The sequence below is a fragment of the Wenzhouxiangella indolica genome, assembly GCF_042310355.1.
In the GTDB taxonomy this organism is placed as follows: Bacteria; Pseudomonadota; Gammaproteobacteria; order Xanthomonadales; family Wenzhouxiangellaceae; genus Wenzhouxiangella.
Map to the genome: position 1 here is coordinate 41213 of NZ_JBHJMR010000011.1, position 23324 is coordinate 64536.

The following is a 23324-nucleotide window of genomic DNA, read 5'->3' on the forward strand; positions in this document are numbered from 1 at the left end:
CTGCGATGCTTGACGAGCCCGGCCCGCATGCGCACAATATGCGGCTTGACGATTCCCCGGTAGCTCAGCTGGTTAGAGCGGGTGACTGTTAATCACTAGGTCGTTGGTTCGAATCCGACCCGGGGAGCCAGATCCGAAAAGGCCCTGCACGGTATCATCCGTACAGGGCCTTTTTCTTTTCCGGGGTATGTCCGATGTGCGGACGCGGTGGTCACGAGTTTTCCTGGCGGCAAGTCCATGAATACCTCGACTTGTTCGGCAACCCGCCCGATGACGGGCTGCGACTGCTCAACGTCGCGCCCTCCACGCGCCGTGGCGATACCGTCCGCTGGACCGTCCTGCCGGCGGCCATCCTCGACGAGCAGGGCCGCCGCGTGCTCGATCACATGGTCTGGCCGCTGATTCCCGCCTGGATGAAGGGCGATCTGCCGAAGTTCTCGACCGCCAACTGTCGCAGCGAGCCCGATACCCCGTTTTCCGAGACCGTCTCGAAAAAACCGACTTTCCGCAGCGCCTGGAAGCACGGCCGGCGCTGCCTGGTGCCCTTTTCCTGGTTCTACGAGTGGGACCAGCGCAGCAAGCCCAGGCAGCCCTGGCGCGTGATGCCGGCCGCCGCCCCGATGCTGATATTCGCCGGGCTCTGGGACGTCTCGACCACCCCCGAGGGCGAAACACGCCGCTCGTTCACGCTCATTACCACCGAACCCAACGGCCTGCTGCGCGACATCGGTCACCACCGCGCGCCGGTGATGCTCGACGAAGATCAGTGGTCCACCTGGCTGGGCGGTTCGCCGGAGGAAGCCGAAAGACTGCTCGAGCCACCGCCGGAAGGCAGCCTGCGCGCCGAGCCGGTCACGACCCGCGTCAACAATCCCGAATATCAGGGGGAGGACTTGCTCGAACCGGTTGAACTCCCGCAAGGACAAGCTGGGCTGGATATTTAGTGGCTCCGATCAAGAAAAATTTTCAAATCACAAGCACCAATTTTCAAACAAATCTCGATGACCGAATTTTCAAGTGACCGAAACGAATCGGGGCACTTCGAATGCCTGAGGCCATGTTTTGATCATTCGATCATTGAAACATTGGTCCTTGTTTGAGAATTGGTGCTTGGGATTTGAAAATTTGAATCAATCAAACAAGCCGTGAATAAACCACCCCTCCCGCGGCCGGTGTTCGTGGAAAACCCATAGCCGACGGCCGTGGCGGTCGCGGGCGACGAAGTAGTCGCGTCGGCAGTCTTGTTCATCCCACCAGCCGGCCTCGATGCGCTCCGGCCCATCCTCCAGGCGCAAGTTCTCGCGCCGGCAGGGCCGGGGCTCGGGCAATAGCCAGGTCGGGCGCGGTCGTTTGTCGCTGCAGCATGCCGGCGTGCCCGGCTCGACCCAGCGCCAGGCCTTTTCCGGGCGATGGTCGGACTGCGGGGCCAGCCCGGACAGGCCCTCATCTCCGAGCCTCGCCTTGAGCCGGTCCAGCAGCGCCGGCCAGGCATCGCCGCGGTTGTTGCCGTTCCACAGGTCCGCCTGGGGCGGGCGATGCTCATCGGTGCTTTCGGCGCGCAGCTCGACGGCTTCCACCGGACCGGGCAACTCGAGCTTGTCGAGCTTGAGCGCAAGCAACTCCAGCAAGCGCTCGGCATCCATGCCGGGACGCGACAGGCCGACCCGAACGGGTACGCTGCCGCCGCCGTCCTCTCGCTGAAGCGCGATGTGCAGGCGCGTGAGCGCCCGGTCGCGGACTTCGAGCCAGTGTGCCGTGCGGGCGACGGCACGGCGCAGCACGAACAACAGGGCCGAACTGTCGCTGCTGGCCGCGGGCAGCTCCAGACGCAGCCGGAACGTTTCCGGCGGCTGCCAGGCGATCAGCGGCGTGGATACCCGCCCTTCCAGGCAAGCCAGGTGCCGGTTCAGCTCCGGCCCGAAGCGCCTTGCCCGCTCGGGCGCCGGCAGGCGCAGCAACTCCGCCACGGAACTCAACCCACAGCCCGCCAGCGCCAGCGCCTGGCTGTCGTCCAGGGCCAGGGCGGTCAGCGCAAGCCCGTTCAGGGTCCTGCGCATGGCGCCGCGGCTTGCCGCATGCAGGCCGTGGCGGGCAAACAGCCGGGCCGTGACGGCCACCGGCGCCGACCCGGTTCGCACCGGCAGGCCGGCTTTCTCGAGCTGCGCGCAGAGCGTTTCGACCAGCGGCCGCAGACCGCCGTAGAGGCGGCGGCTGCCGGCGATTTCCAGCAGTACGCCGTCGGGTGGCGCCAGCACCACCTGGCTGCTGCCGCGCCAGGCGCCCAGCGCCAGCTGTTCGAGCAGCGAGCGTTCGGCCGCCGAATGACGTGGCCGGCTGTGCAGGGCCGGCGCGACGGCCAGCGCCGTGCTCAGCGGCTGGCCCGGCAGCACCCCGGCCCGGCGCGCGGCCGCGCCGGCCTGCAGGATCACGTGGCGCCCCCGCTGGTGGCCGTGCACGGCGTGCAGCTCGGGCATCTCCCGGTCGCACTGCCAGGCCGCCAGCAGGGGCAGCTGCGGGCAGTGCAGGCCCAGCCAGAGTTCAGGATGAGGCGCGGGCATGACGACGGTAGTGCTCCAGGTCGAGAACGGATTCGGAGGCGGGGCCCAGGCGCCTCGACTCGACCAGCCCGGCCGGACTGCGCAGGATCTCGACGCCGCAACCGGGGCTCAGGCCCAGGCGCAGGGCAGAAACGGAGGGCGGCGGCGACTGCTCCGGGCGATAGACGACAAAAGTCGGCCCCGGGCTGTGCTCGGCGGCCAGCTGCAGGCGGCGCACGGCGCGCTCCCCTACCCGCCCGGCCGGTGGCCAGACCGCGACGCTGCCGCACAGGCCGCTTTTGAGGCACTGCTCGGCCGCCCACAGCACCTCGGAGGCCTCGCGCACCACCAGCAGGTGTTCGAGCACCACGCCCGCCCCGGCCATCGCCTGCGGCCCCGGCACCATGACCGGGCCGGCCAGCACCACCGGCTGCCCCTGTTGCGTGCAGCGCGCCAGCAGCGGCAGCAGCAGGCCCAGTTCACCGCAGCCGCTCACGCGCGGCAAAAGCTCGGTCAGCCGTCCCAGCGGCCAACCGCCGCCCGGCAGGCCGCGGTCGAGCCAGTCCAGGCCGGTAGGCACCGCCGGCAAAGACCTGCGGGCGCGACCGCGCCACAAGTCGGGGCGGTGATCCAGCAGTTGTTCGAGTCGTGCTTCGGCCGACATTGCGGGCTCCGTTCGGGTGGACCAGAATACTGTATAAGTTTACAGTTTCTCAGAACCCGCGAATTCACCCATTCACCGGAACCCGTCTTGGCCGATCCAGTCACGCCGACACCCGAATACGCCGAACTGCACGCCCTGAGCGCCTTCAGCTTCCGGCGCTCGGCCGCGCAGCCGGAAACGCTGGTCCGGCGCGCCGCCGAGTGCGGCTATTCGAGCCTGGCGATTACCGACGAGTGCTCGATGGCCGGTGTGGTGCGCGCCCACGAGGCCACCCGCGAATGCCGCATCCACCTGGTCATCGGCAGCGAATTCCACCTCGACGGACACCACCTGGTATTGCTCGCTCCCGACCGGCACGCCTACGCACAGATCTGCCGCCTGATCACCCGCGCCCGTCGGCGCGCCGGCAAGGGCGAATACCGGCTGCTGCCCGGGGACCTGGACGAGGGACTGGACGATGCGTTGGTCATCTGGAAACCGCCCGAATCTTCAAGCCCAGAAAAGCAGGAACCACCGAAGACACTGAACACACCGAAGAAAGGACAGGACGATGAGTCTTCATTCGGTGCTTTCGGTGTCTTCGGTGGTTCCGCAAACGAAAGAACGGCCATTTGGCTCAAGGAGCGCTTCGGCAACCGCCTCTGGCTCGGCGCCACCCGCCTGCTCACCCCCGGCGAGCGGGAATGGTTCCGCGCGCTCGACGAGCTGGGCCGCCGGCACGGCATTCCGCGACTGGCCTGCGGCGACGTACGCCTTGCCAGGCGCGAGGACAAGCCCCTGCTCGACGTCTTCACCGCGCTGCGCCTCGGCCGGCCGGTGGCCGACTGCGGCCTGGCGCTGGCCGCCAGCGGCGAGCAGCATCTGCGCTCGCGCGAGGTGCTGGCGAAGCTCTACCCGGCCGAGTGGCTGGCCGAGACCCTGAAGGTGGCCGCGCGCTGCCGCTTCTCGCTCGACGAGCTGCATTACCACTACCCGCGCGAACTGGTGCCGGCGCCCCTGAGCCCCATCCAGCACCTGCGCCAGCTCGCGCTCGAGGGCGCAGGCAGGCGCTACGGCGCCCGTGTGCCGGAGCAGATACAGGTCCTGCTCGCGCGCGAACTGGCGCTGATCGAGGACATGGGCGTGGAGGCCTTCTTCCTGACCGTGCACGACCTGGTCGAGTTCGCCCGCTCGCGCGGCATCCTCTGCCAGGGCCGCGGCTCGGCGGCTAACTCCGCGGTGTGCTACTGCTTGGGGATAACCGAGGTCGACCCGTCCAAGCAGCAGCTGCTGTTCGAGCGTTTTTTATCGAAAGAGCGCAACGAGCCGCCGGACATCGACGTCGACTTCGAACACGAACGGCGCGAGGAGGTGCTGCAGTACGTCTACGAGAAATATGGCCGCGAACGCGCCGCCCTGGCCGCCACGGTCATCTGCTACCGCCCGCGCAGCGCCATGCAGGACGTCGGCCGCGCGCTGGGCTTCGAGCCCGAACGGGTCAACCGCCTGACCGCCTCCCTGGCCTGGTGGGACGAACCCGATGCCTGGCCCGAACGCCTGCGCGAGTGCGGCCTCGACCCGGACGCGGCGCTGACGAAGCGCTTTGTCGAACTGACCGGCCGCCTGATCGGCTTCCCGCGCCACCTGTCCCAGCACGTCGGCGGCATGGTCATCTCCGATCAGCCCCTGCACGAACTGGTGCCGGTCGAGAACGCCGCCATGGAAGAGCGCACCATCATCCAGTGGGACAAGGACGATCTCGAGACCCTGGGATTGCTGAAAGTCGACTGCCTGGCGTTGGGGATGTTGACGGTGATTCGGAAGGCGATGGAGCTGATCAATCGGGACTCGGGACTCGGGACTCGGGACTCGCAAACCTCGTCCGTCGCGGATGCGACCGCGACCTACGCGGAACCTCAAGCTTCCAACATCGATCAGAGCCAAAGCGCATCACGGAATGCCCCAACACCCCCAGTGGCGAGTCCCGAGTCCCGAGTCCCGAGTCCCGACCTTTGGGATCACAACGAAGGCACACGATTGTCACTCGCCACCATCCCCCGCGAAGACACCGAGACCTACGACATGCTCTGCCGCGGCGACGCGGTGGGGGTGTTCCAGGTCGAGTCGCGTGCGCAGATGGCGATGCTGCCGCGGCTGAAGCCGCGCCGCTTCTACGACCTGGTCATCGAGGTGGCGATCGTGCGTCCCGGGCCGATCCAGGGTGACATGGTGCATCCCTACCTGGAGCGGCGGCGGCATCCCGATCAGGTCACTTACCCGAGCCCGGAACTGGCCGAAGTGCTCGAACGGACGCTGGGCGTGCCCATCTTCCAGGAGCAGGTCATGCAGATTGCCATGGTCGCGGCCGGCTTCAGCGCCGGCGAAGCCGACCAGCTTCGCCGGGCGATGGCGGCCTGGCGCCGGCGCGGCGGCCTGGAACCGTTTCGCGAACGGCTGCTGTCGGGCATGCGCGAGCGCGGCTATTCCGACGAATTCGCCGAGCGCATCTACAGGCAGATCTGCGGCTTCGGCGAGTACGGCTTTCCCGAATCGCACGCGGCCAGCTTCGCCCTGCTGACCTACGTCTCCTCCTGGCTGAAATGCCACCACCCGTCCGCCTTCGCCTGCGCCCTGCTCAACAGCCAGCCGATGGGTTTCTACGCCCCGGCCCAGATCATCAACGATGTGAAACGACACGGGGTGCGGGTACTGCCGGTGGATGTGCGCTACAGCGACTGGGATTGCGAGCTTGAAAGGTTCGAAAAGACACGGGAACCACCGAAGACACTGAAGACACCGAATGGAAAGAAAAAGGAAAAGCATTCCTTCGGTGAATTCGGTGTTTTCGGTGGTTCCGGAAAAGAACCCGCCATCAGGCTGGGCTTGCGCATGATCAAGGGTTTTCGCGAGGACGTGGCCGCTCGGATCGTCGCCACGCGATCGAAACGGCCTTTCCGCGACGTCGACGACCTGGCCGAGCGGGCCGGGCTGGATCGGGCTGCCCTGCGCAAGCTGGCCGATGCCGGCGGGCTCAAGGGCCTGGCCGGGCATCGCCATCGCGCGCGCTGGGCCGCGCTCGGCGCGCGGCGCCAGGGCGACCTGCTGGCCGGCACGGAAATCCGCGAACAGCCGGTGCAGCTGTCCCTGCCCGATGCACGCAAGGAGTTGCTCGACGACTACGCCAGCCTGGGCCTGAGCCTGGAGCGGCATCCGCTGAAACTGCTGCGCCGGCGGCTGGGCCGGCAGAGCCTGCGAGCGAATGAACTGCCGCAACAGGCCGACGGACGGCGCGTGTCGGCGGCCGGCCTGGTCACGCACCGTCAGCGACCGGGCACGGCCTCAGGCGTGGTGTTTCTCTCACTGGAGGACGAGACGGGCATCATCAACGTGGTGGTGTGGCCGAAACTGCTCGAGCGCTACCGCCAGGCCGTGCTCGGCGGGCGCATCCTGCGCGTGCACGGCAAGCTGCAGAACGTCGAGGGCGTGTGCCACCTCGTGGCCGAGCGGATCGACAGTCTCGATGACTGGCTGGCCGAACTCGACAGCCGATCACGGGATTTCTGTTGACTGCTGAAGGCTCGGACGGTACAACGAAGCCACCCGATACCACAGAGTCCCCGGTGCGCATCACGATACTCGCAACCTTGATCATCCTGGCAAGCTTCGAACTCCACGCGGAATGGAGCGACGACCCGGCCGTCAACAACCCGGTCGCCCTGGCCGACGGCGAACTCATCCAGCCCCGGACGGCGGTCGCCGACGACGGCAGCTTCTACGTGAGCTGGTTCGAGAACACCGGCGACGGCTACGACGTTCGCCTGCAGCGCCTGGATGCCGACGGCAACCGGCTGTGGGATGAAGCCGGGCTGCTCGTCGCCGATCGCGGCTTCTCCTCGACCGAGGACTACGGGCTCGATATCGATGCCGAGGGCCACGCCGTGCTCGTCTTTCGCGACGACCGCTTCGGCTCCGTCGACATTACCGTCAGCCGCGTCAGCCCGATCGGTGAAAGGGTGTGGGGCGAGAACGGCGTGCAGCTGACCGACGGCACTGCCGCCGTGGCCTCACCGCGGATCACGGCCACCAGCGCCGAAGCGTCGGCGGGCTTCATCGTCGCCGGCTGGTACCAGGACGGCAATGCGGCCCTGGCCGCGCTCGATGCCGACGGCAACATCCACTACGAAACGCAGATCAGCGCCGATACCGGCGTGGCGGTCGCGAGCCTGCACGCCTCCGACGCCCCGCAGGAATCCGGCCAGGTCATCGTGCTGATGGTCACGCTCGACGGCTTCAGCGTGCCGCGACACCTGTTTGCACAGAAGCTCGACGGCGCCGGACAGGCGCTGTGGGGGAGCGAGCCGCTGGCCGTGTTCGACGACGGCAGCATGCAGTTCGGCTATTTCCCCGATTTCGTGCCCGACGGCAGCGGCGGCATGGTGGCGGCCTGGTACCGCAGCACGCCCGACCTGCAGGTACTCGTCCAGCACGTCGAGTCCGACGGCACGAGTCGCTTCGCCGACGGCGGGCTGGCGGTGGCCGACACGCCGGGACAATCACGAACCAGCCCGACCGTCGCCCACGACGGCAGCGATTACTACCTGTTCTGGCGCGAAACCGATGCGGCCACGCAAGGCGACATCGGCCTGTACGGCCAGCGGCTCGATAGCGCCGGCGAACGCCAGTGGGGTGACGGCGGCATCGCGTTTCGGGCGCTTGCAGCCAATCGCGAAATCGCATCGATCCAGGTGCGCATGCACCCGCAGGGCGCGGGGCCGGTCGCCAGCTGGATCGAGGCCGACGATACGCTCAAGGCCCTGCATGCCGACACCAGCGGCAACCGGGTCTGGACGCCCGACCCGGTCGTATCCGAGCCGGGCGCCGGGCTGGCGCGAGCCGGCCTCGTGGGCGACGGCCTCGGCGAGGGCTTCTACCTGGCCTGGCAGGATGGCCGCAACGGCGACAGCGACATCTACGCCCAGCGTCTCGACGCCGACGGCGAGCTGGGCGGTGGCGATCCGCCCGACGCGCTCTTTTCGGATCGTTTCGAGCTGCTCAAACCCCAGGCCTTCCTGTTCCGCCCGGCTTCGACGATCAGGTAATGATCGTGACCGGGCTCTTGGCGTGGCGGCTGACCTTGTCGCTGACGCTGCCAAGCACCAGGGACTTCATGCGCGACAGGCCGCGGCGGCCCATGATGACCATGACGCCGGGATCGTCCTCGGTATAGCGCACGATCTCCTCGGCCGGATCGCCGATGGAGGTCTCTTCCTCGAGATCCTTCGGCGCCCCGTCGCCGAGCGCCTCGCGCGTCTTGTCGAAGGCACGCTGTGCAGCCGCCTGGGCGGCCTGGTCGATATCGTCGCGTGACATGCCGGCCATGCCGATGACCTCGACCGAGGCGGCCGGGAAGACGTAGAACAGGCGCATCGGCACCTGCAGGGCCGAAGCCATGCTCGCGGCGAATCCCACGGCACGATTGGCGTTGTCGGAGCCGTCGACCGGCACCAGAACTTCCTTGACCGGATGGTTCATGTCTGTCCTCCTGCGTTGATTGTCGTTGTCGCTCAAGCCTCGATTCTGCGGATTCTGCAAGCGTGCTGTCTTGATCTGAAACAAGTTCAGCCGTCGTGTTCCTCGAGCAGCTTCACGAGCGCGGTCTCGTCGAGCACCTCGATGTCCAGTTCCCGGGCGCGGTCGAGCTTCGAACCCGGGCTGTCGCCGGCGATGAGCGCCGTCGTGTTCTTCGACACGCTGCCGGTCACCCGCGCGCCCAGCGCCTCCAGGCGCTGCTTGGCCTGCGATCGCGTCAGCCCCGACAGCGAGCCGGTCAGCACGTAGGTGCAGCCGGCCAGGGGCAGCGCCTCGGCCTGGCCCGTCGCCTCCTCGGGCTCATAGCGTACACCCGCGTCGAGCAACTCCTCGATCACCCGACGATTGTGCGCCTCGTCGAAGAAGGCGCGCAGGTGACGGGCCACGACGGGGCCGACGTCGCGCACGGCCTCGAGGTCTTCGACCGGGGCCGCCGCCAGCGCATCGAGCGTACCGAAGTGCCGGGCCAGGGCCTGGGCGGTAACCTCGCCGACCTCGCGAATACCGAGCGCATAGAGCAGACGAGCGAGCGTGACCTGCTTGCTGTCGTCGAGCGCCGCGATCAGATTATCGGCCGATTTCCCGCCCATGCGCTCGAGCTCGACGAGCGTGTCGCGGTCGAGGCGGTAGAGATCGGCCGGGCTGTGCACCAGATCGCGTTCCACCAGCTGGGCGATGACCTTCTCGCCCAGGCCGTCGATGTCCATGGCCGCGCGGCTGGCGAAATGCTCGAGGGCGCGTTTGCGCTGGGCCGGGCAGACCAGGCCGCCGGTGCAGCGAACCGCCGCTTCGCCTTCGACCTGCTCGACCGCCGAACCGCACTCGGGACAATGCGCCGGCATCTGCCATTGCTCGAGCGCTTTCTCGCGTCGCTCGGGAATCGAACGCACGATCTCGGGGATCACGTCGCCGGCGCGGCGCACGACCACGTAGTCACCGGGGCGGACGTCCTTGCGGCGGACCTCGTCGATGTTGTGCAGGGTTGCATTGGTCACCGTCACGCCGCCGACGAACACCGGTTCGAGCCGGGCGACGGGCGTCAGCGCGCCGGTACGACCAACCTGCACTTCGATGGCGATCAGCCGGGTCGTCTCTTCCTGGGCCGGGAACTTGTGGGCGATGGCCCAGCGCGGCGCCCGCGAGACAAAACCCAGTTCCTGCTGCTGATCGAGGTCGTCGACCTTGTAGACCACCCCGTCGATGTCGTAGTCGAGCCGGTCGCGGCGCTGGCCGACATCTTCGTAGTAGTCGAGCAGGCCCTCGAGGCCGCGCACGGTGCGCGCTTCGGGGCTGACCGGCAGACCCATCTCGCGCAAGCGCTCGAGGATCTCGGAGTGACGCCCCGGCAGGTCGTCGGTGGTGGCGGCCTGATAGCAGTAGAAATGCAGCGGACGCTGCGCCGTCAGCCGGGCGTCGAGCTGGCGCAGGCTGCCGGAGGCGGCGTTGCGGGGATTGACGAAGGTCTTCTCGTCGGCATCGGCCAGGCGCCGGTTGAGTTCGGAAAAGCCCGAGCGCGTCATGAAGATCTCGCCGCGCACTTCCAGCGTGTCCGGAATCGCGTCGCCGCGCAGCTTCAGGGGAACGGCCCGGATCGTGCGCACGTTGGCGGTCACGTCCTCGCCGCTGCGCCCGTCGCCGCGAGTGGCGGCCAACTGCAGGCGCCCCCGCTCGTAACGCAGCGCGATGGCCACACCGTCGAGCTTCGGCTCGGCGCTGTAGACGATCTCCTCGAGGTCGAGCTGCGCGCGCACGCGGCGATCGAATTCGGCGACTTCGTCCGGGTCGAAGGCGTTGCCCAGCGACAGCATGGGAATGCGGTGCGCAACCGTTTCGAAGCCTTCGGCCGGCGTGGCGCCGACGCGCTGCGTGGGCGAGTCCCCGGTGACCAGTTCCGGATGCTCGGACTCCAGCTGCTCGAGCTCGCGCAGCAGGCGGTCGTACTCGGCGTCCGTGATGATCGGATCGTCGAGCACGTAGTAGCGGTAGTTGTGTTCCTGGAGTTGCTCGCGCAAGGACTCGACCCGCGCTGCCGCGTCTTTTCCGGACTGGCCCATGGACGCCCTACTCCGGCTTGATCATGCCCGACTGGCGATCGTACTCGCGCAATTCCTCGCGGATCTGGGCGATGCGCTGGCGCGTGAGCAGGCAGCGGGCGTCGTCGAGCACGTCGGCTTCGAGCAGCTTGCTGATGCGTTCGGCGGTGGCCAGCATGGCGTCCCAGGCGTCGAGTGCGCTGACCGGTGCGGGCAGGGTCAGGAACAGTGTCACGCCGGGCGTATCGAACACGTTCCACTGCGCGGGATCGAAGTGCCCCGGCGGCGTCAGGTTGGCCATCGAGAAGACCGGCTTTCTCGCGCCCTCGTGCCGGCGATGGAAGATGTTCATCTCGCCGAAGTTCAGGCCCGCCTTGATGGCGGCATCGAGCAATTCCGAACCGCTGATGCGCTTGTCGCCGCGGCGGCAGATGTAGAGATAGACGATCTTGTCGGGCGGCTCGTGCGTGCTGGTCTTGCCGCGCGCGAGGTGGTCATCGCCGGCGGTTTCCGCCGCTTGCTCGACCGCCGGCCAGAGCGATGCGTTCTCGGGTTTCTCGCGCCCCTTGCGGTCGGAACCGGCGCGGTCGGAATCGGAGTCGTCGTCGGTCGGTCCGTCGAGCTCACCCAGGGTCGGCTCGCGTCGGGCGGCCCGCCAGCGCGCATGGTTGCGCTTGGACTCCCCTTCGGGCTTGTGCAGCAGCACGATCAGGGCCAGCACCACCAGACCGATCAGAACCAGGATCAGGCGCAGATTGTCCACGTTTATCGACCTTGCCCGTTGCGATGCCCGCAAGTGTAACCGAAGGCGTCCGCCATCCCCGGGCCGATCAGGCCTCGGAAAGCGCCACGGCGCGATCGAGATCGACCGAAACCAGGCGCGACACACCCGGTTCGCGCATGGTCACCCCGAGCATCTGGTGAGCGACTTCCATCGTGACCTTGTTGTGCGTCACGACCAGGAACTGAACCTGTTCGGACATCTCGCGAACCATGTCGGAGAAGCGACCGACGTTGGCGTCGTCGAGCGGTGCGTCGACCTCGTCGAGCAGGCAGAACGGCGCCGGGTTGAGGTTGAAGATCGAGAACACGAAGGCCACCGCGGTGAGCGCCTTTTCCCCGCCCGAAAGCATGTGGATGCGGGCAATGCGCTTGCCCGGCGGGCGCGCCAGGATGGCGACGCCGGCTGAAAGCCAGTCCTCGCCGACCATCTCCAGGTGGCCGTGACCGCCGCCGAACAGCCGCGGGAAAAGGGCTTCCATGTTCTTGTTGACCTGTTCGAAGGTCTCGCGAAAGCGCGTGCGCGTATCGCGGTCGATGCGGCTGATCGCCTTCTCCAGCGTCTCCAGCGCCTCGACCAGGTCGTCGTGCTGGCGGTCCAGGTAGGCCTTGCGCTCGGACTCGCTTTCGAACTCGTCGATGGCGGCCAGGTTGACCGGCTCGAGCCGGCGGATCTTCTGCTCCAGCTGCTCGAGTTCGCCCTGGTATTTTTCGGTTTCGGCGCCTTCGGGCAACTCAGCCAGCAACTGTTCGAGATCGGCGTCGAGCTCGGTGATCCGCCCGGCGATGGACTCTGCCTTGAGCTCGGTTTCCTTCAGCGCCAGCTGGCGGCTGGACTGGTCGGCGCGGACCTGTTCGGCCTCGCCGGCCGACTTCTGGCGAATCTCGTCCTGCTCGCGCCACTTCGCTTCGAGTGATTCGAGCCCTGCCCGCGCCTCGCGCAGGCGCTCCTCGATCCTGAGGCGCTCGTCGAGCAGCTCGTCGCGCTTTTTCTGCTGCGCGGCCACGGGCTCGTCGCCCTGGGCCAGGGCCTCGCTGAGCTCGAGGTAGCGCGACTGCAGCTGACCGACCTGGTTGTCCATGCGCTCGATCGACTGGCGCAGCGACTCCAGCCCGGCCCGGCTCGATTCGACCTTGAGCGACAGCGCCTCGCGCTGCTTGCGCGCCTCGGCCAGCCGCGCCCTCGCCTGCTGACGCGCCTCGTCGAGCTCACGCCGCTCGCGCTGCAGCGGCTCGCGGCCGGCTTCGGCTTCCTGCATTCGTTCGAGCGCGGCTTCCATGTCGCGCCGTGCCGCGCTCACGGCTTCGCCGTCCTCGGCCTGGCGCGCCTTGAGCGTCTCGACCTCCTCGCGCGCGGCCTGCCGCTGTCGCTCGAGGTTCTCCAGCCGCGACTCCAGGCTGCTGAGTTGCCCCTGCAGCCGGGCATGCTCGCGCTGGCCGGCTTCCAGCTCGGAGACTTCGTGCGAGACTTCGGCCTCGAGGCGCTCGCGTTCCTCGCGTGCGTCGGCCAGCTGCAACTCGATTTCCGCAATGCGCTGCTCGTCGCTGTCGATCTGCTCGACCAGTTCGCGGATCTCCTGCTCGCGCTGGAGCAGGCCGGAATCGTCGGCCGCGGCCGCCGGCTGGCGCAGCCAGCCCTGGCCAAGCCACACGCCCTCGGGCGTGATCACCGATTCGTGCGCATCGAGATCGGCCAACCGTGCACGCGCCGCGTCCAGGTCCGGCTCGCAATGAACCCTCGACAGCACGGCGCTCAGCGCGCCGGCGCCGCTGACCTTTTCGGCCAGGGTGCCCGGTCGGGCCGCAAGCTCGCTGCCGTCGGCCATGCGCAGGCCGGCCGTCGGAAGCGCTTCATCCAGGTGGGCATCGATGCCGTCGACCCGGACCGCCTGCAGCCAGTCCTCGAGCACCGTCTCGACGGCGCGGTTCCACTGCCTTTCGGAGACGTCGAGCTGATGCAGCACGCGCGCTTCGGCGTCCAGCCCCTGCGCCTCCAGCCAGCGCGCGATTTCCTCGCCGTTGTCTTCGCCGCGATTGAGCAGGCGCAGCGATTCCGCCCGCGCCTGCCGCTCGTGCCGCTCGGCCCGGGCGGTCTCGAGTTCGTTGCGCAGTTGTTCGATCCGCGACCGCATCTCAGCCAGCTGGCCGCGCTTGCCTTCGATGGCCTCGCGCATTTCGGCCAGGCGGGCGTCGCTGGCGGAAACCTGCTCGGTCAGCGTTTCCTTCTCGCCGGACAGGCGCTCGAGCGCCGAGTCGCCGCTTTGCTCGTCGAGTGACTTGAGCCGTTCGGCGGCGCGGTTCATGCGATCGTCGAGATGCTCGATGCGCTGGCGCAGCAGTTCGGCCTCGCTCGATGCCGACCCGGCGCCTTCCTGGTGCGCCTGCCAGCGCTCCTGCCAGGATTCCAGCCCCTGGTCGACGCGCTCGACCTCCGACTGCGCCTCCTGCTCGGCCGCCTTCGCGGCTTCCAGTTCGGGATTCAGGCGCGCCAGGAGTTCCGAGGTCTCCTTGACCTGGGCCTTGTCGAGGACGAGGTGCTGCTTGAGTTCGTTGAGCTGCGATTCGGTCTCGCCGTACTCGGCCTGCTGACGCTTGCGGATGTCGCGCTGGTGCTCGATGGCCTGCTCGATCCGGGCGATCTCGGCGGCCACCTCGTAGAGTTCGCCCTGTACCTTCGAGACCGCGTCACGCGCTTCGTGCTGGCCCTGGCGCAGCGTCTCGAGCTCCTTCTCTGCCCCGCGCTGGGTCGACAGCGCCGACTGCAGCTGGTTCTCGACCTCCCTGAGTGCTTTCTCCTCACCCTCCGAACGCGTCTTCATCTCGCGCCAGCGAAGCGCCATCAGGCGCGCCTCGTCGTTGCGGTAGCGCGCCTTGAGCTTCTTGTAGCGCTCGGCGGCGTTGGCCTGGCGCTGGAGCTTGTCGAGGTGCTTGCTCACCTCCTCGCGCAGGTCGCTCAATCGCTCGAGGTTCTCGCGCGTGTGGCGAATTCGGTTCTCGGTCTCGCGGCGGCGTTCCTTGTACCTGGAAATGCCGGCGGCTTCCTCGAGAAAGGCGCGCAGGTCCTCGGCCCGGGCCTCGACGATCTGGGAGATCATGCCCTGCTCGATGATGGCGTAGCTGCGCGGCCCCAGGCCGGTGCCCAGGAAAAGGTTGGTGATGTCCTTCTTGCGGCACTTGGTGCCGTTGAGCCAGTAACCGGACTGGCCGTCGCGCGTGACCTGGCGCTTGACCGAAATCTCGTTGTAGTCGGCGTACTCGCCGCCGGCCCGTCCATCGCTGTTGTCGAAGATCAGCTCCACCGTGGCCGTGGCCACCGGCTTGCGCGCGCTCGATCCGGAAAAGATGACGTCGCTCATCGACTCGCCGCGGAGCTGGCGGGCCGATGTCTCGCCCATGACCCAGCGCACGGCGTCGATGATATTGGACTTGCCGCAGCCGTTCGGCCCGACGATGCCCATCAGGTTGGAGGGGAATTGTACGGTGGTCGGCTCCACGAAAGACTTGAAGCCGGACAGTTTCATTGCGGTCAGTCGCATCGAAGCAGAGTCTTTATTCTAGGTGTTGTAATGTACGCGCTTTCAACGCCAGGAAGCCGACCGAAATGGCCATCGAACCCAGCAGAAACCTGGAAACCTTTCCCAACCCGCAGCCGGAGCGGGATTATACCATTCGCATCCGGATCCCCGAGTTTACCTGCCTGTGCCCGAAAACCGGGCAGCCCGACTTCGCCGAACTGCTGATCGAGTACGTCCCGGAGGCCGAATGCGTGGAACTGAAGGCGCTCAAGGGCTATGTCTGGAGCTATCGCGACGAAGGCGCATTCCACGAAGCCGTCACCAACCGCATTCTCGCCGACCTGGTCGAAGCCGTCCAGCCACGCTTCATGCGCCTGAGTGCCGAGTTCAACGTCCGCGGCGGCATCTACACCACCGTGGTGGCCGAACACCGGGCCGAAGGCTGGCAGGCGCCGGAGCGCGTGCGCCTGCCCTGAGCCGCTACTGCTCTGGGGACTCGGGCTCGGCTTCCTCCAGCGGCAACATCGGCGTGATCTCGGCCTGGTCGTAGAGCGATTCGACCAGGGCCTGGCGCTGCTCCTGCTGCATGGATTGTGCAATTCCGTCGCGCACCTGTTCGAAGGCGGGCACCTGCAGGTCGCGCTTGTCGGCGACATGAACCAGGAACCAGCCCTGCCCGTTCTGCAGCGGTCGGGACACGACCTCGCCGGTCGAGGTTTCCGCCAGCTCGGCGGCGAAGTCCTCAGGCACCTGGCTGCGATCGACCCATCCCGGCGCCTCGACCCGGAGTCCTTCGGCTTCGGCTTCGGCCTGGAGCTCGGACACGGTCAGTTCCCCGTCCCGCAGCCGCTGGATGGCCTGCAGGGCGCGCGCCTGGTCCTCGTAACCGATGATCTCGATGCGGTACTGGGTGTCGCCGGAGCGTTCGAGCTGCGCCGCGTAGACGTCCCGCAGGTCCTGCTCGGAAATCGACCCGGACTGCCCGGCGCGATCGAGATAATGCCGGTAGAGCGACTGCATTTCGCCGAGTCGCAGTTCGGCGCGGACCTCCGGGTCATCGGCCAGCCCTTCCTGCCGGGCGGCATTGGCCACCGCCTGCATCCGGATGAGCTCGTCGAGCAACTCGCGCATGCCGTCGTGATCGGACTCCTCGACGCCACGGGCCTCCATCACGCGCTCGAGCATGGTCAGGGTCACCGGTGTCCCGTCGACCTCGACCAGCACAACCGTGTCCTCGTCGGCAGAGCCGGAACCACTGCCGGTCTCGCCGCAGGCGACGAGCAGAAAGGGAAGCATGAATATCGGATAGTTAAGTTTCATTTCTCGAAAGTGCCTCTATGTTGAGCGCGTGAATATCGGTCTGCATCAGGTCGCCGACGGCGGCATACACGCGTCGGTGTCGTGCCAGCCGCGGCAGGCCCGCGAATACGTCACCGACGATGCGCACCCGGAAATGCCCGCGTCCGTCGCGTGCGCCCGGATGACCGACGTGCAGGTGCGACTCATCGACGATTTCGAGCTCGTCGGGGTGCAGCCGCTCTTCCAGCCGCCGGCGAATCATCGCGACCCGATCCGTCACGGTAGCACCTGCTTGAACGGGTGAACCTCCGTGTCCTCCCAGGCGCCGCAGTTGAGGTAGGGGTCGGATATCGCCCACTCGCGGGCCGCCTCCAGGCTTTCGAACTCCGCCACGATCAGCGATCCCGCGAAACCGGCCGGTCCCGGATCGGCGGCGTCGATCCGGGGCAAGGGTCCGGCCAGGACGAGCCGCCCTTCGTCGAGCAGGACGTTGATGCGGGCCAGGTGTGATTCCCGCGCGGCGGCGCGGCGCGACAGGCTGTCCTCGGCATCGCGTCCGACAATCATGTAGAGCATTCCTTCCTCCGACGAGTGGCCTGCCTGCATTGTATCGGCATGTGCAAGACAGGGCATCGGGCCGTGGATGCAAGACATCGATGCCACCCCTGCGGGCGGAAACCGCTACACTTGCACCCCATGAGCGAGACACCGGAAACCCGGGCCCAGCAGGAGGAGATGCCCTTCGCCATCGTGCAGGGGGCGCCCGTGCTGAAACTGCCCGACGACCTCTACATTCCGCCCGATGCACTCGAGGTGTTTCTCGAGGCCTTCGAGGGTCCGCTCGACCTGCTGCTCTACCTCATCCGGCGGCAGAACCTGGACATTCTCGACATCCCCATTGCCGAAATCACGCGCCAGTACACCGGCTACATCGAGATGATGACGGAAATGCGCCTCGAGCTGGCCGCCGAGTACCTGGTGATGGCCGCCATCCTGGCCGAGATCAAGTCGCGCATGCTGCTGCCCCGCCCGCAGGCCGAGGAGGCCGAGGAGGAGGACCCGCGTGCGGAACTGATCCGGCGCCTGCAGGAATACGAGCGTTTCAAGCAGGCGGCCGAGGAGCTCGACGAGCTGCCGCGCCTGGAGCGCGACCTGGCCGTCGCCACGGCCGAGGTCGAGGATCAGGGCGAGGTCAGGCTTCCGCCGGAAGTCGACTTGCGCGAGGTTCTGCTCGCGCTCAAGGACGTGATGGCCCGGGCGGAAATGTTCGCCCATCACCATGTCCAGGCCGAACCACTTTCGGTGCGTGAGCGAATGTCGCGCATCATCGACCTGGTCTCCAACAACCAGTTCGTGGAATTCGACGCCTGCTTCGACTTCGATGAAGGTCGAATGGGTGCGGTCGTGACCTTCCTGGCCATGCTCGAGCTGCTGCGCGAGCACCTCATCGACCTGGTCCAGCAGGAACTGTTCGGCAGCATTTACGTGCGCACTCCGTCCCAAGCCTGAATTCGAAGAAGCCCCGATGGATATCGACTACCTCAAACGCATTGTCGAAGCCGCCCTGCTGGCCGCCGGCAACCCGCTGAGCCTCAACCAGCTCAACAGCCTGTTTCCCGACGGGGAGCAGCCGGGCCACGGCCCGCTGCGCGAGGCGCTCGCCGCGCTCGACGCCGAGCTCGAAGGCCGGGCCGTTGAGCTGCGCGAGGTCGGCAGCGGTTACCGGCTTCAGATCCGCACCAGCCTGATGCCGGTCATCTCGCAGCTGTGGGCCGAAAAGCCGCCCCGCTACTCGCGCGCCCTGCTCGAAACCCTGGCGATCATCGCCTACCGACAGCCCATCACCCGGGGCGAGATCGAACAGATCCGCGGCGTTTCGGTCAGTTCCAATATCCTGCGCACGCTGCAGGAACGCGAGTGGATCCGGGTCATCGGCCATCGCGACGTCCCGGGCCGTCCCGAGCTGATCGGCACCACCAAGGCGTTCCTGGATTACTTCAACCTGAAATCGCTCGATGAACTGCCGACGCTGGCCGAGATCAAGGACATCGACAACCTAGAGCCGGAGCTGGAACTGCAGAGCCCCCGATCCGAACCCGACTCGTCCCAAGCGGAGAACGACAGCCATGAGCAAGAAGACGAGAGGCAAGCCGACGAGAAACAAGGCGACGAAAAAGAAGTCGACGAGCACGCGCCGGAACAAGACAGCGGGCGAACGCCAGCCGCGGCGGGCGGGGACGGAGTCGACGAGGCCGAAGCGGGCACCGGAGAAGACATCGACCCGGCGGCCGAAGTCGAGCGCGAAGCGGCGCGCCACCCTGAAGAAGAGCCGGACCCCGAAAGCGGGCCCGACGAGCGTTCAGCCGGCTGAACCCGCCCTCAGCGAGCGACTCCAGAAGGTACTGGCCCGTGCCGGGCAGGGTTCGCGGCGCAAGATCGAAGCCCGGATCGAAGCCGGTGACATCCGCATCGACGGTGCCGTTGCCGAGCTCGGGGCCACGGTCGGCGAAGGCAGCCTCATCGAAATGGACGGCCAGCGCTGGCGCGTCACCTGCCAGCCGGCCGAACACCGCACCCTGATCTATCACAAGCCCGAAGGTGAAGTGACCACGCGCAGCGACCCGGAAGGCCGCCGCACGGTCTTCGATCGCCTGCCCCGGGCAAAAGAGGGTCGCTGGATCGCCATCGGTCGCCTCGACATCAATACCGCCGGCCTGCTGGTTCTCACGACCGATGGCGAACTGGCCAATCGGATGATGCACCCGTCCGGGCAGGTCGATCGCGAGTACCTGTGCCGCATTCGCGGTGCGGTCAGCGAAGAGCAGGTCGAACAGCTGCTGCGAGGCGTGCGCCTGGACGACGGCCCGGCACGCTTCACCGACATCGTCGCCGGTGAAGTCACCGGCGGTCACAGCTGGTACACGGTGGCGCTCATGGAAGGCCGCTATCGCGAAGTGCGGCGCCTGTGGGAGGCCGTCGGCGCGCAGGTCGCGCGCCTCAAGCGCGTGCGCTTCGGCCCGGTGTTCCTGCCCGCCCGGGTCAAGAGCGGACAGTACGAAGAACTCTCGTCCGCCGATCACCGCACCCTGCGCGAGGATGTCGGCCTGAAATCCGTGCCCGCCGAACTGACGGCCGAACCGGTTCGGCCGTAAGGTTCAGTCTTCGGTCACGGGCATCAGGGTCAGCTCAACCCGGCGATTGGCTTCGCGACCTTCCTCGGTGTCGTTGTCGGCGACCGGGTACTCGGGGCCGTAGCCGTAGGTTGCCAGCCGCACCGGCTCGACACCCTGGGCAATCAGGTAATCCCCGACCGACTCGGCCCGGCGTTGTGAGAGCTGCATGTTGTAGCTGCGCGATCCGGTCGAGTCGGTATGGCCGTCGATGACCAGTACCGTCTTGTCATATTCCTCCAGCACCAGCGCCACGGCATTGAGCACCTCGTAGAACTGCGAACGCAGGCTGGCGCTGTCGAAATCGAAGGTCACGTTGCCCGGCATGTTCAGGATGATTTCGTCGCCGCGGCGCGTGACGGTCACGCCCGTGCCCGCGAGCTTGCGACGCAGTTCGGCTTCCTGTCGATCCATGTAGTTGCCGATGGCGGCACCGCTGAGGGCACCGACGCCCGCGCCGATGGCCGCGCGCTCGAGGCGATCGCCACCGGAGACCGCACCGATGACGGCGCCGATCCCGGCACCGATGGCCGCACCCTGCGAGGTCCGGGTTGCCCGCTCCTCACCCGTGTACGGATCCGTGGTGGTCGCGCAGGCCGAAACGAACACGACTGCCATGACGGCAAGTGGCTTGGCAATTTTCTGTGTGAGGGGGCTCATGCGAACTCCTTGTGGTCTTCGAGTCGAAGGCGTTTCGGCAACGCCCTTCCAATGTGATGTTCTGAATAGCACGGGCGAGTTCAACCCGGGCTGAATCGCGCCGCTGGCAGCCCCGATCAGTCCTCGTCCAGCCAGCGGTAGAGCGTTCTGCGCCCCACGCCCAGCAACGCGGCGGCCCGGCGCTTGTTGCCGTCGACGCGATCGAGCACGTACCGGACATAGCGGCGCCGCAGCTCGTCCATGCTGGGCAGCATCTCACCGGAAGCCAGCATCGAATCGAGTGGATCCCCGGATTCGCCCTGGCTCGCGCCGGCACCGGCCGAGCGCCGCACCCGCTCGGGCAGGTGGCCGGCTTCGATCTCCTCGCCCTCGCAAAAGGTGACGGCGCGCTCCATGGCGTTGCTGAGCTCGCGCACATTGCCGGGCCAGGCATAGTCCCGGATCAGCATCAGCGCCTCGTTGCTGATCGATCGGGCCGGCCGCTGCCGCGCGGCGGCGAAGCGCCCTACGAACTGCATCGCCAGCATCTCCAGGTCCTCGCCGCGATCGCGCAGGGGCGGCACTTCCAGCTGGAAGGCCTCGAGGCGATAGTAGAGATCCTCGCGGAATTCGCCAGCGCCGACCAGTTCATGCAGGTCCTGGTTGGTCGCGGCGACCAGGCGTACGTCGACCTGGTGTTCGTGCTCGGCCCCCACCGGCCGGACCCGGCCGTCCTGGAGCGCGCGCAGCATCTTGGCCTGCAGGGAAAGCGGCATTTCGCCGATCTCGTCGAGAAAGAGCGTCCCGCCCTGTGCCTCGCGGAACAGACCCTTGCGCGCGCGATCGGCCCCCGAGAAGGCGCCCTCGACATGACCGAAGAACTCCGACTCCATCAACTCACCCGGTATGCCGGCACAGTTGACGACCAGGAAGGGCTCGCTCGATCGCGCGCTCTCGGCGTGGATCGCGCTGGCGACGAGATCCTTGCCGGTTCCGGACTCGCCGCTGATCAGAACGGGCCCGTCGGCGCGCGCGACCTGGCCGATGCGGTCGAACAGCACGCGCATGACCCGGCTCGAACCCTGCATGCCGTGGAACGACGGCCCCCCGAGCAGCTCGCGAAAGCGCCGGACCTCTTCGTGCAGGCGTCGATTGTCGAGTACCCGGCGGATGCTCAACATGAAGTGGTCCATGTCCAGGGGCTTGGTCAGGAAGTTCTCGGCGCCGGCCTGAAGCGCCGCCACGGCGCGCTCGACCGTGCCGTATGCGCTGATCATCAGGACGGCAGGCGGCGCGTGCCGCTTGCGCAGGTGTTCGAGCAGGGCCAGGCCGTCTGCGCCGGGAAGCTGCAGGTCGCTGACGACCACATCGGGCTCGAATTCGTCGATGATCTCCAGCGCCTGCTCGGCGGAGGACTGCGCATCGACGGTACAGCCTTCGGCTTCGAGCTCCTCGACCAGCAGCTCTGTCAGGCTCCTGTCGTCCTCGACGACCAGAACACGTGCACCCTTGCTCATTGCGACCTCGTCGGAAGCGTCAGTGTCATGCGGCTCCCACCCAGAGCCTCGCTTTCGCCCACCTCGATGGATGCGCCGTGCTCATCGACGACGCCCTGGACGATCGCCAGCCCCAGGCCGGTGCCGCCGCGCCCCTCCCGGGCCGTGTGAAAAGGTTCGAAGATGCGTTCGCGCTGCTCGGGCGGCACCCCGGGCCCGTCGTCTTCGACCACGACAACCGCCCCGCCCTGCGAATCCTCGTCCAGCGTGACCAGGACCCGCTCCCGGGCGGCCTGCACGGCGTTGCGCACCAGGTTGAGCAGCGCGTGCTCGAGCCGGGCCGACCAACCCTCGATCTGCACGTCACGTTGCTTGATCCGGCAATCCAGCGCAATACCCCGGCTCTCGCACTCCGGTCGCACGCCGGCAAGCACACGCTGGAGCAAACGATCGAGATGCACCATTTCAGGGTCACTGCTGTCGCTGCGGGCAAACTCCATGAGCTGATTGATCAGCTCGCGCGTGCGCGAGACCTGGCGACGAATCCTGTCGAGTCGGCGGCGCGAATCGGGCGAAACCGTTACGTCTTTCTGCAAGCGCCGGGTATCCCCGTCGATGACGGTCAACGGCGCGCCCAGCTCATGCGCGACCCCGGAGGAAAACTGTCCCAGGCGGGCAAGGCTTTCCTGCGAGAGCATCCGCCGTTCCATCCTGCGGCGCTCGCGCCGCTGCTCCGCGAGCTGTTCGGCCATCCGGTCCAGGCCGTCGAGCATGCGGTTGAAGGCTGCGGCAACGCCCGATATCTCGGTCGGCCCGTCAACGCGCGCGCGGTGTTTCCTGTCGCCGGATTCGATCCGGGCCATGGAATCGACCAGGCGCTCCACGTGACGCCCCAGGGCCAGCCTGTAGCCGACGATCACGATCACCAGCATCAGGCACATCACGCCGATCCAGGCCAGCCAGGTTCGATTCCGGATTTCGTCCAGGCGCTGCGCGATATCGCTTTCCAGGCGCACAACCTGCAGCAGGCCGTCGATTCGCCCGGTCGTGCCGGTCAGCGGCACGAAGTAGGAAAAGACTTCCTCGCCGCCAAGCTCGGCGTAGCGGCCGAGTTCCTCACCGATCTGCACCAGTTCGACCGCTTCGATCTGTTCGCGGCGGCCCGGCCTGGCCTCGCCGGCCACGGCAATGCGCCGACCGCCGGCATCGTAGACGTAGGCGCCGTAGACCCGCCCGATCTGGAAGACCGCATCGAGCGTTTGTTCGACGCCTTCGAGGTTTCCCTGCTGCAGGGCGCGCTCGACCGGGACGCGCATCGCACGAGCAACCAGCTCGATCTCCTTCTCCAGGCGGCGCTCGACCGCATCCTGAACGGCCTCGTGCGTAAGCCAGACGACGAGCGTGCCCAGGGCGGCGAGCGGCAGCACCACCAGTAACAGCAGCTGCAGTCGGAGGCTTTGCAGGAGTTTCATAAAGTACACATGCGCCATTATGGCACATAAGATGGCTCACTGCGTCGACGCTCATCTCCGTAACTTATTGTTTTTACTTGCGGCGCATGTTTGGCACGCCGATTGCTTATAGGTAACCGCCAACACAAATCCACACTCACAACCTCAAGGA

Annotated in this window: 19 protein-coding genes and 1 tRNA gene; 8 read left to right on the plus strand and 12 right to left on the minus strand. The window is 67.1% G+C overall.

Features of this window, described 5'->3' with window-relative positions; genetic code table 11:
* The first annotated feature begins 53 nt into the window (after nucleotides 1-53).
* Together ACDC67_RS11930 and ACDC67_RS11935 are read left to right on the plus strand one after the other, a co-directional pair.
* Nucleotides 54-130, plus strand: a tRNA-Asn gene (locus tag ACDC67_RS11930).
* A gap of 64 nt (nucleotides 131-194) precedes the next feature.
* A complete protein-coding gene (locus ACDC67_RS11935; RefSeq protein ID WP_376693417.1) occupies nucleotides 195-944 on the plus strand; it encodes an SOS response-associated peptidase in 750 nt (249 codons plus the stop codon).
* A 186-nt stretch (nucleotides 945-1130) separates the two neighbouring features.
* Here ACDC67_RS11935 and ACDC67_RS11940 read toward each other — a convergent pair whose 3' ends face one another.
* Entirely contained in the window at nucleotides 1131-2558 is a 1428-nt protein-coding gene (locus ACDC67_RS11940) for a Y-family DNA polymerase (protein ID WP_376693419.1), read from the minus strand.
* Entirely contained in the window at nucleotides 2539-3201 is a 663-nt protein-coding gene (locus ACDC67_RS11945; protein ID WP_376693420.1) for a hypothetical protein, read from the minus strand. The genes ACDC67_RS11940 and ACDC67_RS11945 overlap by 20 nt, the downstream gene beginning before the upstream one ends.
* 87 nt (nucleotides 3202-3288) lie before the next feature.
* On the opposite strand from ACDC67_RS11945, the gene ACDC67_RS11950 reads away from it, so the two are divergent.
* Together ACDC67_RS11950 and ACDC67_RS11955 are read left to right on the plus strand one after the other, a co-directional pair.
* Nucleotides 3289-6747 carry an error-prone DNA polymerase gene (locus ACDC67_RS11950; protein WP_376693422.1) on the plus strand — a complete coding sequence of 1153 codons (3459 nt, stop codon included), beginning with the start codon at nucleotides 3289-3291 and terminating at the stop codon, nucleotides 6745-6747.
* A 77-nt stretch (nucleotides 6748-6824) separates the two neighbouring features.
* Nucleotides 6825-8279, plus strand: a complete 1455-nt coding sequence (locus tag ACDC67_RS11955; protein WP_376693423.1) for a hypothetical protein — start codon at nucleotides 6825-6827, stop codon at nucleotides 8277-8279.
* Here ACDC67_RS11955 and ACDC67_RS11960 read toward each other — a convergent pair.
* The 4 genes from ACDC67_RS11960 to smc form a co-directional block, all read right to left on the minus strand.
* Nucleotides 8272-8712, minus strand: coding sequence for a universal stress protein (locus tag ACDC67_RS11960; protein ID WP_376693425.1), 441 nt, complete (start codon nucleotides 8710-8712; stop codon nucleotides 8272-8274). The two genes, ACDC67_RS11955 and ACDC67_RS11960, sit on opposite strands and share 8 nt — an antisense overlap.
* 86 nt (nucleotides 8713-8798) lie before the next feature.
* A complete protein-coding gene (ligA, locus tag ACDC67_RS11965) occupies nucleotides 8799-10823 on the minus strand; it encodes an NAD-dependent DNA ligase LigA (protein ID WP_376693427.1) in 2025 nt (674 codons plus the stop codon).
* 7 nt (nucleotides 10824-10830) lie between these two features.
* Nucleotides 10831-11565, minus strand: a complete 735-nt coding sequence (zipA, locus tag ACDC67_RS11970) for a cell division protein ZipA (RefSeq protein WP_376693429.1) — start codon at nucleotides 11563-11565, stop codon at nucleotides 10831-10833.
* A gap of 67 nt (nucleotides 11566-11632) precedes the next feature.
* Nucleotides 11633-15118 (minus strand): chromosome segregation protein SMC, encoded by a 3486-nt coding sequence (gene smc, locus ACDC67_RS11975; RefSeq protein ID WP_376693431.1) that lies wholly within the window; start codon nucleotides 15116-15118, stop codon nucleotides 11633-11635.
* Nucleotides 15119-15183: 65 nt separating this feature from the next.
* On the opposite strand from smc, the gene queF reads away from it, so the two are divergent.
* Nucleotides 15184-15573 (plus strand): preQ(1) synthase, encoded by a 390-nt coding sequence (gene queF / locus ACDC67_RS11980; RefSeq protein WP_376693433.1) that lies wholly within the window; start codon nucleotides 15184-15186, stop codon nucleotides 15571-15573.
* Nucleotides 15574-15577: 4 nt separating this feature from the next.
* Here queF and ACDC67_RS11985 read toward each other — a convergent pair whose 3' ends face one another.
* Genes ACDC67_RS11985 through ACDC67_RS11995 form a run of 3 tightly spaced genes read right to left on the minus strand, consistent with a single transcriptional unit; the run spans nucleotide 15578 to nucleotide 16972 of the window.
* Complete coding sequence (locus ACDC67_RS11985; protein ID WP_376693435.1) at nucleotides 15578-16417, minus strand: peptidylprolyl isomerase; 840 nt, start codon at nucleotides 16415-16417, stop codon at nucleotides 15578-15580.
* Nucleotides 16407-16676, minus strand: a complete 270-nt coding sequence (locus ACDC67_RS11990; RefSeq protein ID WP_376693437.1) for a BolA family protein — start codon at nucleotides 16674-16676, stop codon at nucleotides 16407-16409. Before ACDC67_RS11990 ends, ACDC67_RS11985 begins: the two co-directional genes overlap by 11 nt.
* Nucleotides 16673-16972 carry a YciI family protein gene (locus tag ACDC67_RS11995; protein WP_376693439.1) on the minus strand — a complete coding sequence of 100 codons (300 nt, stop codon included), beginning with the start codon at nucleotides 16970-16972 and terminating at the stop codon, nucleotides 16673-16675. Before ACDC67_RS11995 ends, ACDC67_RS11990 begins: the two co-directional genes overlap by 4 nt.
* Before the next feature lie 120 nt (nucleotides 16973-17092).
* Between ACDC67_RS11995 and ACDC67_RS12000 the strand changes: the two genes are divergently transcribed.
* The 3 genes from ACDC67_RS12000 to rluB are packed head-to-tail and all read left to right on the plus strand — an operon-like array spanning nucleotide 17093 to nucleotide 19548.
* Entirely contained in the window at nucleotides 17093-17905 is an 813-nt protein-coding gene (locus ACDC67_RS12000; protein WP_376693441.1) for a segregation and condensation protein A, read from the plus strand.
* 16 nt (nucleotides 17906-17921) lie between these two features.
* Nucleotides 17922-18767 carry an SMC-Scp complex subunit ScpB gene (scpB, locus tag ACDC67_RS12005; RefSeq protein WP_376693444.1) on the plus strand — a complete coding sequence of 282 codons (846 nt, stop codon included), beginning with the start codon at nucleotides 17922-17924 and terminating at the stop codon, nucleotides 18765-18767.
* On the plus strand, nucleotides 18715-19548 hold the full coding sequence (rluB, locus tag ACDC67_RS12010; protein ID WP_376693545.1) for a 23S rRNA pseudouridine(2605) synthase RluB: 834 nt from the start codon (nucleotides 18715-18717) through the stop codon (nucleotides 19546-19548). Before scpB ends, rluB begins: the two co-directional genes overlap by 53 nt.
* A gap of 3 nt (nucleotides 19549-19551) precedes the next feature.
* Here the strand turns inward: rluB and ACDC67_RS12015 are convergent, their stop codons facing one another.
* The 3 genes from ACDC67_RS12015 to ACDC67_RS12025 form a co-directional block, all read right to left on the minus strand.
* Entirely contained in the window at nucleotides 19552-20226 is a 675-nt protein-coding gene (locus tag ACDC67_RS12015; protein ID WP_376693446.1) for an OmpA family protein, read from the minus strand.
* A gap of 116 nt (nucleotides 20227-20342) precedes the next feature.
* Complete coding sequence (locus ACDC67_RS12020; RefSeq protein WP_376693448.1) at nucleotides 20343-21722, minus strand: sigma-54-dependent transcriptional regulator; 1380 nt, start codon at nucleotides 21720-21722, stop codon at nucleotides 20343-20345.
* Nucleotides 21719-23173 carry a sensor histidine kinase gene (locus tag ACDC67_RS12025; RefSeq protein WP_376693450.1) on the minus strand — a complete coding sequence of 485 codons (1455 nt, stop codon included), beginning with the start codon at nucleotides 23171-23173 and terminating at the stop codon, nucleotides 21719-21721. Before ACDC67_RS12025 ends, ACDC67_RS12020 begins: the two co-directional genes overlap by 4 nt.
* Nucleotides 23174-23324: the final 151 nt, after the last annotated feature.

Bases quoted from the DNA above. Each gene is read 5' to 3' on its own strand.
- ACDC67_RS11935 (WP_376693417.1), top strand. From the start codon at position 195: ATGTGCGGACGCGGTGGTCACGAGTTTTCCTGGCGGCAAGTCCATGAA.
- ACDC67_RS11940 (WP_376693419.1), bottom strand. From the start codon at position 2,558: ATGCCCGCGCCTCATCCTGAACTCTGGCTGGGCCTGCACTGCCCGCAG.
- ACDC67_RS11945 (WP_376693420.1), bottom strand. From the start codon at position 3,201: ATGTCGGCCGAAGCACGACTCGAACAACTGCTGGATCACCGCCCCGAC.
- ACDC67_RS11960 (WP_376693425.1), bottom strand. From the start codon at position 8,712: ATGAACCATCCGGTCAAGGAAGTTCTGGTGCCGGTCGACGGCTCCGAC.
- ligA (WP_376693427.1), bottom strand. From the start codon at position 10,823: ATGGGCCAGTCCGGAAAAGACGCGGCAGCGCGGGTCGAGTCCTTGCGC.
- smc (WP_376693431.1), bottom strand. From the start codon at position 15,118: ATGCGACTGACCGCAATGAAACTGTCCGGCTTCAAGTCTTTCGTGGAG.
- queF (WP_376693433.1), top strand. From the start codon at position 15,184: ATGGCCATCGAACCCAGCAGAAACCTGGAAACCTTTCCCAACCCGCAG.
- ACDC67_RS11985 (WP_376693435.1), bottom strand. From the start codon at position 16,417: ATGAAACTTAACTATCCGATATTCATGCTTCCCTTTCTGCTCGTCGCC.
- ACDC67_RS11995 (WP_376693439.1), bottom strand. From the start codon at position 16,972: ATGCTCTACATGATTGTCGGACGCGATGCCGAGGACAGCCTGTCGCGC.
- ACDC67_RS12000 (WP_376693441.1), top strand. From the start codon at position 17,093: ATGAGCGAGACACCGGAAACCCGGGCCCAGCAGGAGGAGATGCCCTTC.
- scpB (WP_376693444.1), top strand. From the start codon at position 17,922: ATGGATATCGACTACCTCAAACGCATTGTCGAAGCCGCCCTGCTGGCC.
- ACDC67_RS12015 (WP_376693446.1), bottom strand. From the start codon at position 20,226: ATGAGCCCCCTCACACAGAAAATTGCCAAGCCACTTGCCGTCATGGCA.
- ACDC67_RS12020 (WP_376693448.1), bottom strand. From the start codon at position 21,722: ATGAGCAAGGGTGCACGTGTTCTGGTCGTCGAGGACGACAGGAGCCTG.
- ACDC67_RS12025 (WP_376693450.1), bottom strand. From the start codon at position 23,173: ATGAAACTCCTGCAAAGCCTCCGACTGCAGCTGCTGTTACTGGTGGTG.